The sequence below is a fragment of the Actinoplanes sp. NPDC049668 genome, assembly GCF_044465445.1.
Taxonomy (GTDB): Bacteria; Actinomycetota; Actinomycetes; order Mycobacteriales; family Micromonosporaceae; genus Actinoplanes.
Genome location: NZ_JBITLR010000010.1, coordinates 257,665 through 275,212, shown reverse-complemented (window position 1 = coordinate 275,212; position 17,548 = coordinate 257,665). Strand labels below are relative to the sequence as shown.

15 protein-coding genes are annotated in these 17,548 nt (G+C 71.7%); 9 read left to right on the top strand and 6 right to left on the bottom strand.

Annotated features, from left to right (window positions below; all coding sequences use genetic code 11):
• Nucleotides 1-8 precede the first annotated feature (8 nt).
• Together ACIBSW_RS37115 and ACIBSW_RS37110 are read left to right on the top strand one after the other, a co-directional pair.
• On the top strand, nt 9-1,214 hold the full coding sequence (locus tag ACIBSW_RS37115; protein ID WP_354725513.1) for a cation:proton antiporter: 1,206 nt from the start codon (nt 9-11) through the stop codon (nt 1,212-1,214).
• Between the two features lie 220 nt (nt 1,215-1,434).
• Entirely contained in the window at nt 1,435-1,881 is a 447-nt protein-coding gene (locus tag ACIBSW_RS37110; protein WP_354725515.1) for a hypothetical protein, read from the top strand.
• A gap of 12 nt (nt 1,882-1,893) precedes the next feature.
• On the opposite strand, the gene ACIBSW_RS37105 is transcribed toward ACIBSW_RS37110, so the two are convergent.
• The 4 genes from ACIBSW_RS37105 to dnaK form a co-directional block, all read right to left on the bottom strand.
• Nucleotides 1,894-2,334, bottom strand: a complete 441-nt coding sequence (locus ACIBSW_RS37105) for a heat shock protein transcriptional repressor HspR (protein ID WP_354725517.1) — start codon at nt 2,332-2,334, stop codon at nt 1,894-1,896.
• Between the two features lie 27 nt (nt 2,335-2,361).
• The gene (gene dnaJ / locus ACIBSW_RS37100; RefSeq protein ID WP_354725519.1) at nt 2,362-3,567 is read right to left on the bottom strand and encodes a molecular chaperone DnaJ; all 1,206 of its coding nucleotides are present in this window, start codon (nt 3,565-3,567) and stop codon (nt 2,362-2,364) included.
• A gap of 68 nt (nt 3,568-3,635) precedes the next feature.
• Complete coding sequence (gene grpE, locus ACIBSW_RS37095; protein WP_354730755.1) at nt 3,636-4,262, bottom strand: nucleotide exchange factor GrpE; 627 nt, start codon at nt 4,260-4,262, stop codon at nt 3,636-3,638.
• The gene (gene dnaK / locus ACIBSW_RS37090) at nt 4,259-6,130 is read right to left on the bottom strand and encodes a molecular chaperone DnaK (RefSeq protein WP_354730753.1); all 1,872 of its coding nucleotides are present in this window, start codon (nt 6,128-6,130) and stop codon (nt 4,259-4,261) included. The genes grpE and dnaK overlap by 4 nt, the downstream gene beginning before the upstream one ends.
• 901 nt (nt 6,131-7,031) lie before the next feature.
• Here dnaK and ACIBSW_RS37085 point away from each other — a divergent pair.
• The 3 genes from ACIBSW_RS37085 to ACIBSW_RS37075 are packed head-to-tail and all read left to right on the top strand — an operon-like array spanning nt 7,032 to nt 11,604.
• Nucleotides 7,032-8,669 (top strand): ABC transporter, encoded by a 1,638-nt coding sequence (locus ACIBSW_RS37085; protein ID WP_354729027.1) that lies wholly within the window; start codon nt 7,032-7,034, stop codon nt 8,667-8,669.
• Nucleotides 8,666-10,345 (top strand): GTPase, encoded by a 1,680-nt coding sequence (locus ACIBSW_RS37080; RefSeq protein WP_354729002.1) that lies wholly within the window; start codon nt 8,666-8,668, stop codon nt 10,343-10,345. The genes ACIBSW_RS37085 and ACIBSW_RS37080 overlap by 4 nt, the downstream gene beginning before the upstream one ends.
• 35 nt (nt 10,346-10,380) lie before the next feature.
• Nucleotides 10,381-11,604 carry a hypothetical protein gene (locus tag ACIBSW_RS37075; RefSeq protein ID WP_354729004.1) on the top strand — a complete coding sequence of 408 codons (1,224 nt, stop codon included), beginning with the start codon at nt 10,381-10,383 and terminating at the stop codon, nt 11,602-11,604.
• A gap of 52 nt (nt 11,605-11,656) precedes the next feature.
• Here the strand turns inward: ACIBSW_RS37075 and ACIBSW_RS37070 are convergent, their stop codons facing one another.
• The gene (locus tag ACIBSW_RS37070) at nt 11,657-11,902 is read right to left on the bottom strand and encodes a hypothetical protein (protein WP_354729006.1); all 246 of its coding nucleotides are present in this window, start codon (nt 11,900-11,902) and stop codon (nt 11,657-11,659) included.
• Complete coding sequence (locus tag ACIBSW_RS37065) at nt 11,899-13,137, bottom strand: hypothetical protein (RefSeq protein WP_354729008.1); 1,239 nt, start codon at nt 13,135-13,137, stop codon at nt 11,899-11,901. Before ACIBSW_RS37065 ends, ACIBSW_RS37070 begins: the two co-directional genes overlap by 4 nt.
• A 401-nt stretch (nt 13,138-13,538) precedes the next feature.
• On the opposite strand from ACIBSW_RS37065, the gene pdhA reads away from it, so the two are divergent.
• The 4 genes from pdhA to ACIBSW_RS37045 all read left to right on the top strand — a co-directional run bounded on the left by pdhA (nt 13,539) and on the right by ACIBSW_RS37045 (nt 17,450).
• Nucleotides 13,539-14,678: a pyruvate dehydrogenase (acetyl-transferring) E1 component subunit alpha gene (pdhA, locus tag ACIBSW_RS37060; protein ID WP_354729010.1), complete on the top strand. Its 1,140-nt coding sequence runs from the start codon at nt 13,539-13,541 to the stop codon at nt 14,676-14,678.
• The gene (locus tag ACIBSW_RS37055) at nt 14,675-15,658 is read left to right on the top strand and encodes an alpha-ketoacid dehydrogenase subunit beta (protein ID WP_354729029.1); all 984 of its coding nucleotides are present in this window, start codon (nt 14,675-14,677) and stop codon (nt 15,656-15,658) included. The genes pdhA and ACIBSW_RS37055 overlap by 4 nt, the downstream gene beginning before the upstream one ends.
• 5 nt (nt 15,659-15,663) lie before the next feature.
• On the top strand, nt 15,664-17,148 hold the full coding sequence (locus tag ACIBSW_RS37050; RefSeq protein WP_354729012.1) for a dihydrolipoamide acetyltransferase family protein: 1,485 nt from the start codon (nt 15,664-15,666) through the stop codon (nt 17,146-17,148).
• Between the two features lie 164 nt (nt 17,149-17,312).
• Complete coding sequence (locus ACIBSW_RS37045) at nt 17,313-17,450, top strand: hypothetical protein (RefSeq protein ID WP_354729014.1); 138 nt, start codon at nt 17,313-17,315, stop codon at nt 17,448-17,450.
• Nucleotides 17,451-17,548: the final 98 nt, after the last annotated feature.

Sequence of the window (17,548 nt, the reverse complement as noted above, 5' to 3'; positions counted from 1 at the left end):
CGCCGCCGGTGCACAGCACCACGCTCCTGCTGATCGAGCTCGGCGCGCTCCTCTTCGCGCTCGGCATGCTCGGCCGCATCGGTCGCCGCTTCGGCCTCTCGCCCATCCCGCTCTACCTGCTGGCCGGGCTCGCCTTCGGACACGGCGGCATGATCAACCTCCGGGCCAGCGAGGAATTCACCATGATCGGCGCCGAGATCGGCGTCATCCTGCTGCTGGTGATGCTCGGCCTGGAGTACTCGGCGAGCGAGCTCGTCGGCAACCTGCGCTCGGCCGCGCCCGCCGGCGTGATCGACGCCCTGTTCAACGCCCTGCCCGGCGCCGGCTTCGCGTTCCTGCTCGGCTGGGGCTGGGAGGCCGCGGTCGTGCTGGGCGGCATCACCTGGGTGTCGTCGTCCGGTGTGATCGCCAAGGTCCTCGGCGACCTGGGCCGGATCGGTAACCGCGAGACACCGGTGATCCTGTCGGTGCTGGTCATCGAGGACCTGGCGATGGCGTTCTACCTGCCGGTGGTCACCGCGGTGCTGGCCGGCGTCGGCCTGATCGGCGGGGTGAAGGCGCTCTCGGTCGCGGTGCTCACGGTGATCGCGGTGCTGGTCGTCGCGATCCGGTACGGCCACGCCATCTCGAGCTTCATCTCGGTCAAGGACCCCGAGGCGCTGCTGCTCAGCGTGCTGGGCCTGACCCTGTTCGTGGCCGGCGTCGCCGCGCAGCTGCAGGTGTCCGCCGCGGTCGGCGCCTTCCTCGTCGGCATCGCGCTCTCGGGCCCGGTGGCGCACAACGCCACCCAGATCCTGTCGCCGCTGCGCGACCTGTTCGCCGCGGTGTTCTTCGTCTTCTTCGGTCTGTCCACCGACCCCGCCGCGATTCCGCCGGTGCTCCTGCCGGCCCTCGCGCTGGCCGTGCTGACCATGCTGACCAAGGTGTTCACCGGCGTGCTCGCCGCTCGGCGCGCGGGGATCGCGCTGCCCGGCCAGATCCGCTCCGGGCTCGCCCTGATCCCCCGCGGCGAGTTCTCGATCGTCATCGCCGGGCTGGCCGTGGCCTCCGGGGTCGAGCCCGAGCTGGCACCCCTCGCGACGGCCTATGTCCTGATCACCGTCGTGACCGGCCCGATGCTCGCGCGTTTGACCGACTACACCTGGTTCAAGGCCATGGTCCGCAAACGTATGGCCGTGCGCCGTCCGGTGGAGCCCGTCACCGCTGCCGAATGACCGCTGAGCTGCCGGGCAGCCGAGCGCTACTGATTAGTATCCGAAAGTGATCTCCTATGACTTCCGTTACCCGCATGCCGCGCGCTAACGTGTCGCCGCGACAACAACGTGTTATCGGGTGACCAGCGACTCGCCGGATGCAGGAATGCCTTCCCGGTGAGGCAGCACGGCCCTCTGCCGGGGAGGACGGCGGCATGAGTGAGCTAAACGAGGCGGCGTCGTGACCGTGAGTGAATCGACGTTTTTCGGGTTCGCGAACCCGGTCGATCCGCGGCCAGAGGAGCTGCAGGCCTGGGCATACCACCCCGAGGCCGTCCCACTGGACGCGATGCCGTCCGACTGGGACCTGCTCATCGCCGGTGACGTGCTCGCACCGACGCTCTACGAGCTGGCGATGGACCGGCAGTGCCCGGCCCGCCGGTTCGCGCTGCACTGCATGTACATCTATGCCGCGGACGGCGTCCGGCCGAACGCGACGGCGCAGCGCAAGCGCCGCATGAAGAAGTACGTGGAGCGCGCGGAAGAGGTCGGCGACGAGCAGATGGCGACGTGGGCGCACAACTGCCGGGTGCTGATGAACCGCCCCGAGCTGTTCGACTACGAGGACTGGATCGAGGGCGGCCTGGTACGCCACCCGCGCCGCCTCGCCGCCTTCGGCCGCCGCTGAGCCCTCGCGGTCCTATTTGTCGGTCGCGCGACGGGGCCGCCACACCACCAGGGCCGTCGACGGACGCTCCTGGCGGACCAGGTCGCGGCCCGGGTAGGCCTGCATCGCCTCCAGCTGGGCGATCTGCTGATACGCGTTGCCGAGCTGCTGTTCCAGCTCGGCAACGCGTTCCTGCAATTCGCCGACGAGCTGCTCGAGCCCGATGATCCGCTTGATGCCGGCCAGGTTGACGCCGTCCTCCTGGCTCAGCTTCTGCACCTCGCGGAGCAGGGCGACGTCGCGCTCGCTGTAGCGCCGGCCGCCGCCGCCCGCTCGGCCCGGCTGCACCAGGCCGAGCCGGTCGTACTGGCGCAGGGTCTGCGGATGCATCCCGGCCAGCCGCGCGGCGACGGAGATGATCAGGACCTTCGCGTCGGAGGCCTGCTCCACCGAGATGCTGATCTCTTCATACATGTGCCACCTCCTGACAGGTTCCTTCGATCAGCCCCGGCGCAGCCGGGCCTCGATGCGCTCGCGCTCGGCGTTGGGCGTGAGCTTGGCGAACTGTTCCAGCGCGTCGCGGGCCTCGGTGCTCACCGCGGTCGCGGCGGGTACCTGGACCTCGACGGTGACCAGCAGGTCGCCGACCTGGCCGTCGCGACGCTGCACACCCTTGCCGCGCGCCCGCAGCGTGCGGCCGCTCGGGGTGCCCGGCGGCACCCGCAGCGTGACCGGACCGTCCAGCGTGGGCACCCGCAGGTCGGTGCCGAGCACCGCCTCCGCGAACGTGATCGGCACGGTGAGCGTTATGTCGTCGCCGTTGCGCCCGAACAGCTCGTCCGGCCGGACCTTGACCTGCACGTACAGGTCGCCGGCCGGGCCGCCCTTGTCGCCCGGCTCGCCCCGGCCGCTGAGCCGGATCCGCTGACCGTCGGCGACGCCCGCGGGGAAGCGGACGTTTATCGTGCGGTTCTTGGTGACCCCGCCGGTGCCGCGGCACTCGGGACACTTGTGCTCGACGATGCTGCCCGCGCCCTGGCACTCGCGGCACGGCTCGGAGAAGCTGAACGAGCCCTGGTTGCGGGAGATCAGCCCCGAGCCGTGGCACTGCGGACAGGTCCGCGGCACCGTGCCGGGCTTCGCGCCGTTGCCGTGGCAGGTGTCGCACACGCCCGGCGATCGCAGCGTGAGCGGCAGGGTCGTGCCCTTGACCGCGTGCCCGAAGTCGAGCGTGACCTCGGCCTCGACGTCTCGCCCGCGCTGCGGTCCCCGGCGCCCGCCCGCTCCCGGCCCGCCGGCGCCACCGCCGCCGGAGAAGATGGAGCTGAAGATGTCGGAGAAGCCGGCGCCGCCGAACCGGCGGTCGCCGGCACCGCCGCCCTGGCCGGCACCGCTGAATCCGCCGCCGAACAGGTCGGACGGGTCGAACGTGGTGCCGCCCGCGCGGGCGCCGCGGCGGAACGCGCCCGAGCCGAACAGGGAGCGCATCTCGTCGTACTCTTTGCGCTTCTTGTCGTCGGAGAGCACGTCGTACGCCTCGGACGCGGCCTTGAACCGGTCCTCGGCGTCCTTGTTGCCGGGGTTGTGGTCCGGGTGGTTCGCCCGGGCCAGCTTCCGGTAGGCCTTCTTGATCTCGTCGGCGGAGGCGGACTTGCCCACCCCGAGAACGGCGTAGAAGTCCTTCTCCAGCCAGTCCTTCGAACTCATCTAGTCCACCTCCTCCAACCGGATGTGACGGATCCCGCCCGCCTCACGGCGGGCGGGACTGGTGATCGTCACGCGGGGTCGGCGACCGCGACCAAGGCGGGCCGCAACAGCCGCTCGCCCAGGTTGTAACCGCGGCGCATCACCTCGACGCAGGTCGGCTCCGTGACGTCCGCGGACGTCAGGTGCGCGACCGCCTCGTGGCGGGTCGGGTCGAACGGGTCGCCCTTCTCGCCGAACGCCACGAGCCCGAGCTTGCCGACCGAGGCGGCGAGCGCCTCGGCGACGGTGGCGAACGGACCGACCAGGTCGCCGTGCTCGCGGGCCCGGTCGATGTCGTCGAGCACCGGCAGCAGCGCGGTGAGCACCGCGCCGGTGGTCTGCTCGGCCGCCGCACTCCGGTCGCGGTCGACCCGCTTGCGGTAGTTGGCGTACTCGGCCGACACCCGCTGCAGGTCCCGGGTCCGCTCGTCCAGGTCGGTGCGCAACGCCGCCAGCTCGGCGCCGAGTGCGGCGGTGGCTACCGCCACCACCTCCTCGTCCGGCTCCTCGACCGCGCGGTGCGCGCCACCCGTGGACCCCTCCTCGGCCTGGTTGGCCACCGCGGTGCCCTTACCCTTCACATCGATCTTGCGCCGGTCCCGGATGACGACGCGCTCGGTGCCCTGACCGTCGTTCTCGTCGTCCGAGCGGCTCACTTCTTGTCGTCCTCGACGATCTCGGCGTCCACGACATCGTCGGCACCGGCGGACGGGCCCGCGCTCGCGCCGGCGCCGCCGGGCGCGCCCTGCGTGCCGTCGGGACCCGGCGCGTCCTGGGTGCCGTCCTGGTTCTGCTGCGCGTACAGCAGGGAACCGGCCTGCTGCGAGACCGTGGCCAGCTTCTCGTGCGCGGCCTTGATCTTCTCGATGTCGCTGCCGCCCAGCGCGCCGCGCAGGTCGCCCAGCGCCTCGCTGATCTGGCCCTTGCTCTCGTCCGGCAGCTTGTCGCCGCTCTCGGCGAGGAACTTCTCGGTCTGCCACTGCAGCTGCTCGGCCAGGTTGCGCGTCTCTGCGTCGTCCTTGCGCTGCTTGTCCTCGTCGGCGTGGTCCTGCGCGTCGCGCATCATGCGCTCGATGTCGTCCTTCGGCAGCGCGGAGCCGCCGGTGATCGTCATCTTCTGCTCCTTGCCGGTGCCCATGTCCTTCGCCGCGACGTGCACGATGCCGTTCGCGTCGATGTCGAAGGTGACCTCGATCTGGGGCACGTTGCGCGGCGCCGGCGGCAGGCCGGTCAGCTCGAAGGTGCCGAGCTTCTTGTTGTAGGCCGCGATCTCGCGCTCGCCCTGGAAGACCTGGATCAGCACGGACGGCTGGTTGTCGTCGGCCGTGGTGAAGACCTCGGAGCGCTTGGTCGGGATCGTGGTGTTGCGCTCGATGAGCTTGGTGAAGATGCCGCCCTTGGTCTCGATGCCCAGCGACAGCGGGGTCACGTCGAGCAGCAGGACGTCCTTGACCTCGCCCTTGAGCACGCCGGCCTGCAGGGCGGCGCCGACGGCGACGACCTCGTCCGGGTTGACGCCCTTGTTCGGGTCGCGGCCGGTCATCTGCTTGACCAGGTCCGAGACGGCGGGCATGCGGGTCGAGCCGCCGACCAGGATGACGTGGTCGACGTCGGCGACCTTGATGTTGGCGTCCTTGATGGCCTGCTCGAACGGGCCCTTGCAGCGGTCCAGCAGGTCCTGCGTCATGCGCTGGAACTCGGAGCGGCTCAGGTTCACGTCGAGGTGCAGCGGGCCGGCCGGGCCGGCCGTGATGTAGGGCAGGTTGATGCTGGTGGTCGACGCGGCCGACAGCTCGATCTTGGCCTTCTCGGCGGCCTCGCGCAGTCGCTGCAGCGCCATCTTGTCGGCGCCCAGGTCGATGCCGTGCTCGCCGCGGAACGTCTTGACCAGGTGGTCGATGACCCGCTGGTCCCAGTCGTCGCCGCCGAGGTGGTTGTCGCCGGAGGTCGCCTTGACCTCGATGACGCCCTCGCCGAGCTCGAGCAGGGAGACGTCGAAGGTGCCGCCGCCGAGGTCGAAGACCAGAACGGTCTGCTCCTTGGAGCCCTTGTCCAGGCCGTACGCGAGGGCGGCGGCGGTGGGCTCGTTGACGATGCGCAGGACGTTGAAGCCCGCGATCTCGCCGGCCTCCTTGGTGGCCTGGCGCTGCGCGTCGTTGAAGTAGGCCGGGACGGTGATGACCGCGTCCGTGACCGACTCGCCGAGGTACGCCTCGGAGTCGCGCTTGAGCTTCATGAGCACCCGCGCCGAGATCTCCTGCGGGGTGTACTTCTTGCTGTCGATGTCGACGGACCAGTTCGTGCCGACCTCGCGCTTGACCGAACGGATCGTCCGGTCGGGGTTGGTCACCGCCTGACGCTTGGCGACCTCGCCGACGAGCACCTCGCCGTTGCGGGCGAAGGCGACGATGGACGGCGTCGTCCGGGAACCCTCCGCGTTCGCGACGACGGTAGGCTCACCGCCCTCCAGAACGCTGACGCAGGAGTTCGTGGTGCCGAGGTCGATGCCGACCGCTCGTGCCATGTTCGCTTCCTCGCTTCTTGCCAAGTTCTTCGAGTGGTTGGTTCTCAAGTTGAGTGGACCGGGCTCAATGATGCCACGGAGTCGCACGCGTGCAAGTCAAAGTTGAGTCCAGGCGGCGCAAGTCACGTTCGGGAGGTACCTGTCCGGTCACGGCCGTGGGGTACCTGTTGTCTGCGATGCATAGATCGGGCACGCTTTACCCGTGACGACGCACGGTGACGCGGTCGGTCCGTCGGCCACTCCCGCCGTAGCCGACCCGCCCCCCACAAAAGCCCAGGCGAACGGCGCTTCGACGGCCCCGGCCCGCAAAGAATCCGACAAACCATCCCATACTGTCCCAATCTCCGAAGCCGCAACCCCGCCCAGCGGGGCCGAGCAGCCGGAGGCGGACGCGGTGCGGGAGCCTGACGCCGTCGAGCCGCCGAAGCCGGAGTGGCCCCCGGCCACGGCCTCCACCACGGGAAACGTCGTGACGACGAAGTCGAAACGGCCCGCCGAGGTCGATGCCCCGGACGAGTCGACCGCCGAAGCCGGCACCGCCGCCGAGGAGGGGCCGGAGAGCGCTCCCGCCGTCGACCCGGAGACCACGCCGGATGACGACCCCGAGGCCGGTGAAACGAAGCCGGTCGATGGGCCGATGCCCGCAGACGCGATTGACGCTGATTCCGACCCGGCCGCCGCGCTGCCCACGGCCGGGAAGCGGCCGCCCGCGGCGCCGGCGCCGCTGCCGGCCCCAGCGCCGGCGCCGGCGCCGGTGAGCTCGACCGTGGCCAGGACCGGGTTCCGGCCGGCCGCGACGGTGCCGGACCTGCCGGTCGAGCCGCCCGCCGCGGTCGGCGAGCTCGCCACCGCGCTCTCCCGGCTGCGCGCGACGATCGGCGGCGCCACGTACCCACTGGTCATGCCGTCGGCGGACGAGGCCCGGCGGATCGGCACCGCCCTGGTGTCGCAGTTGGACGACTACCTGCTGCCGCGCCTCGCCCGGCTCGACGCGCCACTGCTGGTCGTCGTCGGCGGCTCCACCGGCGCGGGCAAGTCCACCCTGGTCAACAGCCTGGTCCGGGCGCCCGTCAGCACCGCGGGCGTGCTGCGCCCCACGACCCGTTCGCCGGTCCTGGTCAGCAACGCGTCCGACTCGTCCTGGTTCCGCACGGGCCAGCTCCTGCCGGGCCTCACCCGCACGGCCGAGGGCTCCTCGGACCCGCGGGCGCTGCAGCTGGTCTCCGCGCCCGCGCTCGGCGCCGGCCTGGCCTTCCTCGACGCACCGGACATCGACTCGGTCGTCGAGGGGAACCGGCAGCTGGCCGCCCAGCTGCTCGCCGCCGCCGACCTGTGGCTGTTCGTCACGACCGCCGCGCGCTACGCGGACGCCGTGCCGTGGGAACTGCTGACCACCGCCCGGCTGCGCGGCACCGTGATCGCGCTGGTGCTGGACCGGGTGCCGCCCGAGGCCGCCGGCGAGGTCACCACGCACCTCGGCGAGATGCTGGCCGCCCGTGACATGGGCGCCGCGCCGCTGTTCGTGCTGCCGGAGTCCACGCTGGACGGGCAGGGCCTGCTGCCGGAGAGCGCGATGCGGCCGCTGCGCGACTGGTTCGCACAGCTCGCGGCCGACTCCGACGCGCGCGCGGCCGTCGTCCGGCAGACGCTCAACGGCGCGCTGGCCGCGCTGGGTCCGGCCGTGGCCGGGCTCGCCGACGCCGCGGACGAGCAGGCGGTCGCGGCGCAGGCCCTGGACGAACGGGTGACGGCGGCCTACCGCACCGGCCGCCGGACGATCGAGAACGGCCTGCAGGACGGGCGCCTGCTCCGCGGCGAGGTGCTGGCCCGCTGGCAGGAGTTCATCGGCACCGGCGAGTTCCTCCGCAGCCTCGAGTCGCGGGTGGGCCAGCTGCGCGACAAGGTGGTCTCGGCGGTCACCGGCCGCCCGGCGCCCGGTCGCAACCTGCAGGCGGCCCTGGAGACCCAGCTGGTCACGCTGCTGCGCGGGGTCGCGGCGGACGCCGCGGAGCAGGCGTACTCGGCGTGGCAGGCGCACCCGGCCGGGGCGGCGCTGCTGGAGCCGGGCCTGCAGAAGGCCGCCGCCGACCTGCCGCAACGCGCCGAGCGGGTGGTCCGCGACTGGCAGCAGTTCGTGCTCGACCTGGTGCGCAGCGAGGCCGCCGACAAGCGGACCGTGGCGCGCGGTGCCGCGTACGCGGTGAACGGCATCGGCCTGACCGTGATGGTCGCCGTCTTCACCGCGACCGCCTTCATACCGACCGGCGCCGAGGTGGCCGTCGGCGCGGGCACCACGGTCGCCGCGCAGAAGGTGCTCGAGGCGCTCTTCGGCGACCAGGCGATCCGCACCCTGGCCGCCCGGGCGCGCGAGGAACTTCTCCAGCGGATCGACGTGCTGCTCGAGAAGGAGGCGGCCCGTTACACGGACCGCACCGCGGCCGCGCGGCTGGAACTGGAACCGGGCGCCGCCCTGCGGCGGGCCGCGGCCGATGTGGAGCGTGCCAGGGAGGAAGTCGCGTTGACCGGGACGGCGTCATGAGCCTCGTCGAGCGGGTCAAGCAGGCCCTGTCGCGCGACGACCGGGTGGATCCCGAGCAGCTCGTCGCGCGGCTCGAAGCCCTGCGGCGCTTCCTGCGCGTGACCGACCCGTACCTGCCGGACAACGACCTGGTCGCCGCGCACACGCTGGTCGAGCGGGCCGGCAGCCGGCTCGCGCTCTCCCAGGATCACACGGTCGTCGCCCTCGCCGGCAGCACCGGCAGCGGCAAGTCCAGCCTGTTCAACGCGCTCGCCCGGCTGAAGCTCTCGCCGGTCGGCGTGCGCCGGCCGACCACCGGCGTCGCGCACGCGTGCGTCTGGGGCCCGCTCGGACCGGCGAACAAGCTGCTCGACTGGGTCGGCGTGCTGCCGCGGCAGCGCTACATCCGGGAGAGCGCGCTGGACGGCGAGGACGAGGCCGCGCTGCGCGGGCTCGTGCTGCTCGACCTGCCGGACTTCGACTCCGTCGAGCGCGGGCACCGGCTCGAGGTCGACCGCCTGCTCGGCCTCGTCGACCAGGTGGTCTGGGTGGTCGACCCGCAGAAGTACGGCGACCGGATCCTGCACAACGCCTACCTGCGGCAGTTCAAGCAGCACAGCGACATCACGATCGTGGTGCTCAACCAGGCGGACCGGCTCTCGCCCGGCGACACCGAGATCGTCCTCACCGACCTGCGGCGGCTGCTCGTCGAGGACGGCCTGACCGAGGTTCCGGCGATGGCCACCTCCGCGAAGCAGCCGGGCATGCTGACCGAGCTGCGCGCGGCCCTGGAGAAGACGGTCGCCGAGCGGCAGTCGGCGCTGCGCCGCCTCGCCGGCGACCTCGACCAGGTCGCCGAGCAGCTCGGCGTGACGATCGGCCCGCCGGCCGCGGAGGACGAGGTGGACCGCGCGACGGTACGGCAGCTCAGCGAGGCGCTCGCCGCCTCGGCGGGCGTGCCGGCGGTGGCGTCGGCGACCGCGGGCTCGTACCGGCACCGGGCGGTCGCCAGCACCGGCTGGCCGCTGGTCCGTGGCGTACGCAAGCTGCGGCCGGACCCGCTCAAGCGGCTGCACCTCTCGACCGAGAAGCCCGCGCCGTCGACCGACCTGGTACCCGTCTCGCGCACCTCGATCCCGGAGGCCGACGCGGCGCAGAAGTCCGCGGTCGGCCTGTCCGTGCGCGCCGTCGCCGCGCGGGCGGCCGCGCCGATCCCCGAGGTGTGGGCACCGGCGCTGAACACCGCGGCCCGGTCCCGGCTGGGCGACCTGCCCGACGCGCTCGACCGGGCGGTCGCCCGCACCGACCTGGGCATGAGCCGCAAGCCGCTCTGGTGGACCGCGGTCGGCCTGCTGCAGTGGCTGTTCACCGTCGCCGCGGTCGTCGGCCTGGGCTGGCTCCTCGCCGGCTACGCGGTCCGCCTCCTCGGCCTGCCGGAGTTCGACAACCCCAAGGTCGGCGCGGTGCCGCTGCCGACGTTGCTGCTGCTCGGCGGCCTGCTGCTCGGCGCGTTGCTGGCGTTGCTGATTCACCCGATCGTCGACCTGGGCGCCAAGCGGGCCGGCCGGCGGGCCGAGCAGCGGCTGCGCGTCTCGATCACCGAGGTGGCCCGCGAGTACGTGGTCGCGCCGGTCCGCGAGGTGCTCAACGCCTACGCACAGGCCCGCGAGGCGCTGACCGTCGTCCGTTCGGAATAGGGCCCCCGGCCTGCGTTACCGGTAGGCTCGGCCGCATGGCGGTACCCCAGAATCCGTACGACGCAGTCCTGCACGCTGCCCGCGACGTGGCGAAGGTCGACTGCGCGCTGGACGCCGAGATGCTGGGCACCGCACTCCTCGGCAGCGTCTACGCCGTGGCCACCACCGACCGCGCCGCGGCGGTCCGGGAGTTCGTCGGACAGTTCCTGAGCGCGACCAACCGGCGCCGCACCGCCTCGGCGACGACGATCCGCGAGGTCTTCGCGACGCTCGTGCCGGACGCACCGGGCGCGGCCGAGGTGCGCCGGGGCCCGCAGGCGCCGACCTGGACGGAGCAGCTCGGCCGGGTGCGCCCGACCGGCTGCTACGCATACGGCGACGTGTACGGCGACCAGACGTCCTACCTGGTCACCTTCGCCTACGACGACGAGCAGGACGGCGGGCCCGCGCACGCCGTGGTGGCGCTCGTCGACCACAACATCGGCATCACCAAGGACATCTTCGTCGGCGGTCCCGCCGAGCGCGTGCTGGGACAGGTCCGCGAGATGTGCGCCAGCGACGAGCTGACCTGGTTCCGCGAGGAGGACCCCGGCCGCCTGCGCGGCGAGGTCAGCAAGTACCTGGAGATCACGGACGGCCTCAGCGACCTGCCGTCGGACGGCAACCTGGCGACGGACCGGGCCCTGGCCACGGCCCGGCTCGCCCTGCTGCCGGCCTCGACGGTGCCGGCGCTGGCGGAGCCGCCGGAGCTCAGCGGCCCGGATCGCGAGCGGCTGCTGCGCGACTTCCTGTCCTCTCCGGAGGCGGCCCGCTTCGCCCTCAACGACGTGTCCGCCGACGACGAGCTGGCGTCACTGCACTTCTGCCTGAGCCTGATCCTCGACCACGCGGCGAGCCTGCCGGAGCCGGACCCGCTGCGCTGGAGCCCGGCGGTCGCGGGGCTGTTCCTGCAGGACTGGGTGCACCGCCGCGCGGTGCTCGACATGGACGACGCGGCGATGCTGCCGCGGGTGACCCGCGCCTGGTCGGCCTACGCGACCCGCAAGCGCGGCCTGCCGGCCGCGGCCTGGGAGCAGACCGACACCGTGGTCGAGGAGATGATCCCGGAGTTCGCCCGCCTGTACGCCACCGGCGAGCGGCGCAGCCCGGCGACGGCGGCGGTGGCCCAGCTGATCTCGGAGGGCGTCGACCCGAACGACTCGGATGCCATCGACGCCTGGATCGAGAACAACCGGCACCGCCTCACCGACGACTCCTGAGCAAGGGGTACCTCACCCGGCGAGCCTCCACGTCGCCGGGTGAGGGGCCTCTTCACCAGCGGTTCCGGTGCTCCTGCGGCTGCGGGTCGGCGTGGTGCCGCCCCATCCGGGAACTGCGATGGAACGCGCCGGTGTGGTCGGCCGCGCGGTGCATGCGCTCCGCGCGGTGGCTGCCGCGGTACACGCGGACCGCGGTCGCGGCCTGGCCGCCCTCGGGGCCGGCCGGCTGATGGCGATGGCTGTTGTGTGTGCGCTCCGCGCTGCGGGCGGGTCGGACGTTCTGCGGGCGTTCGGTCACTGCTGACCTCCGGCGGGAGTCGGACCGGGCGCGGCCTTCGCGACCCGGATGGTGACGGTTCTGTCGGCCGGTGCCGGCCTGTCGAAGAGGCGTTCGGGTACGGCCGCGATCGTCACGCGGCGGCCTTCCCCGTCGGACGGTTCGATGTGGACCTTGATCGACCGATCGCGGTCCGCGCGGTGCTGCGACCGGCGCGCGCGGCGGGCCGAGTCGTCGCACTTCCCGCGCCGGAGCCGGGCCGACCGGTGATGGTGCGCCGGGCGGGCCGAGCAGTTGGTGCGGTCCACACACCACGGTGAACGGATCGGCTTCGCCGGCGGCTCGCCGTCGCCCGGCGAATCGGCCGGGCCGTCGGAACCGCCGTCCCCGGACGCGCGGTCCGAGTCTCTCTCCCCGGACACGCGGTCAGAGTCTCCGTCCCCGGACGCGCGATCCGAGTCGCCGTGCGAAGAGTCCGGCACGACCGGCAGATCCGGGATGACCGGCAGATCCACCACGCCCGGCTGATCCGGAACGGCGGGGCGGTCCGGCATGGCCGGGAGATCAGGCTCGGCCGGGAGATCAGGCTCGGCCGGGAGATCAGGCTCGGCCGGGAGATCAGGCACGGCCGGGAGATCAGGCACCACGGGGAAGCCGGGGAGCTGCCGGGACTCGTCCGGCACGGCCGGCCGCACCGGAAGCCGCGGAAGGCCCGGCGCCGACGGCTTGCGCGGTTCCGACGGCTTGTGCGGCTCGGCGGGCCTGCCGGCCGGCCATCCGCCCCGGCCGGAACCGTCTGGCCTCCAGATCGAGTGCACCGAAACGGGCGGCTTCGCCGCCGTCCGGTGTACGCCCTGGCCGTACCCCTTGGGCCTGGTTTTCTGTTTCTGGGCGTGGCCACGCACGACCCCGGGTCCGCCCGGTGAGGACGACCCGGCGGATGACGTGGCGTCGGGCGTCGGCGAGGCGGGTGGCGAGACCCGCACCGGCCCGGACGACGCCGGCGGAATGAAGGGCCCGCCCATCGCCCCGCCGCGGTTCTCTTCGAGCTCGTTGGATCCCGCGGTGATCGCCGCGAGCGTCGGTAATGACGCCAGACCCACCAACATGGCAACAATCAGTACATATCGGCGCGTGGTTCCGGCGAATCCGTGCTCGGCACTGTAGACACCGTTCAAGCGCCTGCGCATCACCTTGACCGGCGGGACGAGCCCGTCGTCGTCCGGTTGCTCCGGCACGGCCAGCACCTCCTGCACATAAAGATCGACTTGGATCGGACTCGGCTATCGAGGTGAACGACGGATGGCTGTCCGGGCAGCGGCGAAAAGTGCCCGTTCAGACGGAAGTGACCGTACGAAAACCGCTTAATAGGACAAATGTGGGCACCAATGGCCGAGCCGAGATTTCGGATCTGTGATCGACCTGACCTGTGGCGCCACTCACGTTCTCTGCGAGGATGGTGACGACGGCACCGCCGTCGCCCGGCTGTACATCAGCGGAAGGCGGTGGTCGTCGTTACTCCCCAGGCGGGGTCCTCAACCACGCCTGCCAGCCGCGCGGCAACCCCACCCGGGCCAGGCGCGGCGCACCCCAGCGGTCAGCCGCGCGGACGGGCAACACCCGCCGTGGGCAACAGAGATGAAACAGGGAGACACGGATGGCGAACGGCGAAAGCGAAGTCGGGGCGGACGCCCCGGCGGGCGGTTTCGTTCAGCTGCTCACGCCCGACGGTGAGCGCGTAGACAGCGCCACCACGGCGGACGGCGTGACCTACACGGTCGACTTCACCGACGACGAGTACCGGGAGCTCTACCGGGACCTCGTGACGGTGCGCCGGCTCGACGCCGAGGCGACCGCGCTGCAGCGGCAGGGCGAGCTGGGCATCTGGGCCAGCCTGCTGGGCCAGGAGGCCGCACAGGTCGGCTCGGGCCGCGCGCTGCGACCGCAGGACATGGCGTTCCCCACGTACCGCGAGCACGGTGTCCTGTACACCCGCGGTATCGACCCGATCATGCCGTTCGGCCTGTTCCGCGGCGTCGACCAGGGCGGCTGGGACGCTAACAAATACAAGTTCAACGGCTACACGATCGTCATCGGGTCGCAGACGCTGCACGCCACCGGCTACGCCATGGGCATCACCATGGACGGCAAGACCGGCAGCCCGGACGGCGAGGCGGTCATCGCCTACTTCGGCGACGGCGCCACCAGCCAGGGCGAGGTCAACGAGTCGTTCGTCTGGGCCGGGGTGTTCCACGCCCCGATGGTCTTCTTCTGCCAGAACAACCAGTACGCGATCTCCGAGCCGCTCGAGCGGCAGACCCGCATCCCGCTCTACCGGCGCGCGGCGGGCTTCGGCTTCCCCGGCGTTCGGATCGACGGCAACGACGTGCTCGCCACCTACGCGGTGACCCGCGCGGCGCTGGACCAGGCGCGCAACGGACAGGGCCCGACCCTGATCGAGGCGTACACCTACCGGATGGGCGCGCACACCAGCTCCGACGACCCGACCCGCTACCGCATCGCCAGCGAGGTCGAGTCCTGGAAGGCCAAGGACCCGATCAGCCGGCTGAAGGCGTTCCTGACCAAGCAGCAGCTCGCCGACGACACGTTCTTCGGCGAGGTCGACGACTCGGCTCGCACCCTCGCGCTCGACCTGCGCGAACGGGTCCTGGCCATGCCGGACCCGCAGCCGGTCTCGATGTTCGACCACGTCTACCCGAACGGCTCGCCCGAGATCGACGCTCAGCGCGCACAGTTCGCCGCTTACGAGGCTTCGTTCGAAGGGAGCGCACACTGATGTCCGAGACCATCACCCTTGGCAAGGCACTCAACCACGGCCTGCGGCGCGCGCTCGAGAACGACCCCAAGGTCGTCATCATGGGCGAGGACGTCGGCAAGCTCGGCGGCGTCTTCCGGATCACCGACGGCCTGCAGAAGGACTTCGGCGACGACCGCGTCATCGACACCCCGCTGGCCGAGGCCGGCATCATCGGCACCGCGGTCGGCCTGGCCATCCGCGGCTACCGGCCGGTCTGCGAGATCCAGTTCGACGGGTTCGTCTTCCCGGCGTACAACCAGATCGTCGCCCAGGTCGCGAAGATGTTCTACCGCTCGCGCGGCAATGTGCGGCTGCCGATCGTCATCCGGATCCCGTACGGCGGCGGCATCGGCGCGGTGGAGCACCACTCCGAGTCGCCCGAGGCGTACTTCGCGCACACCCCCGGCCTCAAGGTCGTGACCTGCTCGAACCCGGCCGACGCGTACTCGATGATCCAGCAGTCCATCGACTCCGACGACCCGATCGTGTTCTTCGAGCCGAAGCGCCGCTACTGGGACAAGGGCGAGGTCGACCTCGACGCCCCGGCCTCGTTCCCGCTGCACGCGTCGCGGGTCGCCCGCGAGGGCTCGGACGCCACCGTCATCGCGTACGGGCCGATGGTCAAGACGGCCCTCGAGGCGGCGCAGGCCGCGGCCGAGGACGGGCGCAACCTCGAGGTCATCGACCTGCGCACCCTCTCGCCGCTCGACCTCGGCCCGGTCTTCGAGTCCGTCCGCAAGACCGGCCGGGCCATCGTCGTGCACGAGGCGCCCGGCACCCTCGGCCTCGGCTCCGAGATCGCCACCCGGATCACCGAGGAGTGCTTCTACTCCCTCGAGGCGCCGGTCCTGCGGGTCACCGGCTACGACATCCCCTACCCGGCCGCGCGCGTCGAGGAGGAGTACCTGCCCGACCTGGACCGGGTGCTGGACGCCGTCGACCGCTCGTTCGGCTGGTGACCCGGATGTCGCGGATCAAGGAGTTCAACCTGCCCGACCTGGGCGAGGGGCTGACCGAGGGCGAGATCCTGACCTGGCTGGTACAGGTCGGCGAGACGATCGAGCTCAACCAGCCGATCGTCGAGGTGGAGACCGCGAAGGCCGCGGTCGAGATCCCCGCGAAGTGGGCGGGCGTCGTCACGCGGATCTTCCATGAGGCCGGCACGACGGTCGAGGTCGGTTCGCCGATCATCTCGATCGACACCCAGCCCGGCGCGGGCCCGGTCCCCTCGGCCGAGTCGCTCGCGGCCGTCGAGGTCGCGCCCGAGGAGGGCGCGGTCGAGCCCGGCCTGATCGGTGGTCCGGCACCGGGCGGCCGCACGGCTGTTCTGGTCGGCTACGGCCCGAGAACCACAACTGCAAAGCGCCGACCCCGCATCGGTACGCCCACCGGCTCCACAACCGCAGCACCGGGAACCCCGCCTGCGGCGGCTACCGCATCGCCGGCCCCGGCGGCGCCTCAGGCCGTTGCGCCCGCTCCGGCCGTGGTGGCCGCTCCGGCGCCGGCGCCGGCTTCCCCGGCCGCGCGCGTCCGGCCGGCCGGGCCGGTGCTGGCCAAGCCGCCGGTGCGCAAGCTCGCCCGGGACCTCGGCGTCGACCTGTCGGCCATCGCCGGCACCGGCCCGCTGGGCTCGGTGACGCGTGACGACGTGCAGCAGGCCGTCGCGGCCTCGGCGCCGGCTTCGCCTGTGGTCGAGGCCGGCACCGCCCGGCCGGCGGCCGCGTCCGCCCCGGTCTTCGACGCCTCGCGGGAGCAGCGCATCCCGATCAAGGGCGTGCGCAAGCTGACGGCCGAGAACATGGTCGCGTCGGCGTTCACCGCGCCGCACGTGACCGAGTTCCTGACCGTCGACGTGACCCGGTCGATGAAGTCGCTGGAGCGGATCAAGGCACGGCCCGAGTTCCGCGACGTCCGGATCTCGCCGCTGCTGCTCGTGGCGAAGGCGGTGCTGCTGGCGGTCAAGCGGCACCCGATGGTCAACTCGACCTGGTCCGCGGCGACGAACGAGATCGTCGTCAAGGAATACGTCAACCTGGGCATCGCGGCGGCGACCGAGCGCGGCCTGATCGTGCCGAACGTCAAGGACGCCGGCCGGCTCACGCTGCGTGAGCTGGCGGATGCTTTGAACGCCCTCGTGCAAACCGCTAAGTCGGGCAAGACGCCGCCGTCGGACATGTCGGGTGGAACCCTCTCGATCACCAACGTCGGCGTGTTCGGCGTGGACACCGGCACGCCGATCCTGCCGCCGGGCGAGGCGGCCATCCTGGTGTTCGGGGCGATCCGTCCCACGCCGTGGGTGCACAAGGGGAAGATCAAGATTCGCCAGGTCACCACCCTGGGCCTGTCGTTCGACCACCGCATGGTGGACGGCGAGCTGGGCTCGAAGTTCCTGCGCGACATCGGCGCCTTCCTCGAGGACCCGGAGGGCGCACTGCTCTCCTGGACCTGAGTTTCCTCTGGCGGGTGAGCCTTCGAGCCTTCGATCCTTCGGCAGGTAAGCGGGATCACCCCCTAAATCGTTGGTGAGTCGTGTTCCGGCGCGGTTGAATAGATCTAGCGCCGGAACACGGCACCAAAGACGAGGCCGGGCAGGCCAGAGGAGTGAGCAACACCATGAGCACCATCGAGCGCATCCGCAACCGCCGCATCGCCAAGCGTGACGCCCGCGCCATCCAGCGCGCGATGACGTCCGCGCCCACCCAGTCGATGCGGGACGAGATCGCCATCTTCAGCCAGCACCGCGTTCTCTGATCATTTTCTGATCGGCGCGCAATCGAACGGCCCGTCCGGATTCCGGGCGGGCCGTCGGCATATCAACCGGGGCAATTAGTAATTAATCGTCGCCCGGG

Coding starts and splice junctions, on each gene's coding strand:
- ACIBSW_RS37105 (WP_354725517.1), bottom strand. CDS start 2,334: ATGTATGAAGAGATCAGCATCTCGGTGGAGCAGGCCTCCGACGCGAAG.
- dnaJ (WP_354725519.1), bottom strand. CDS start 3,567: ATGAGTTCGAAGGACTGGCTGGAGAAGGACTTCTACGCCGTTCTCGGG.
- dnaK (WP_354730753.1), bottom strand. CDS start 6,130: ATGGCACGAGCGGTCGGCATCGACCTCGGCACCACGAACTCCTGCGTC.
- ACIBSW_RS37085 (WP_354729027.1), top strand. CDS start 7,032: ATGCCGTCGGCGGACGAGGCCCGGCGGATCGGCACCGCCCTGGTGTCG.
- ACIBSW_RS37080 (WP_354729002.1), top strand. CDS start 8,666: ATGAGCCTCGTCGAGCGGGTCAAGCAGGCCCTGTCGCGCGACGACCGG.
- ACIBSW_RS37075 (WP_354729004.1), top strand. CDS start 10,381: ATGGCGGTACCCCAGAATCCGTACGACGCAGTCCTGCACGCTGCCCGC.
- pdhA (WP_354729010.1), top strand. CDS start 13,539: ATGGCGAACGGCGAAAGCGAAGTCGGGGCGGACGCCCCGGCGGGCGGT.
- ACIBSW_RS37050 (WP_354729012.1), top strand. CDS start 15,664: ATGTCGCGGATCAAGGAGTTCAACCTGCCCGACCTGGGCGAGGGGCTG.
- ACIBSW_RS37045 (WP_354729014.1), top strand. CDS start 17,313: ATGAGCACCATCGAGCGCATCCGCAACCGCCGCATCGCCAAGCGTGAC.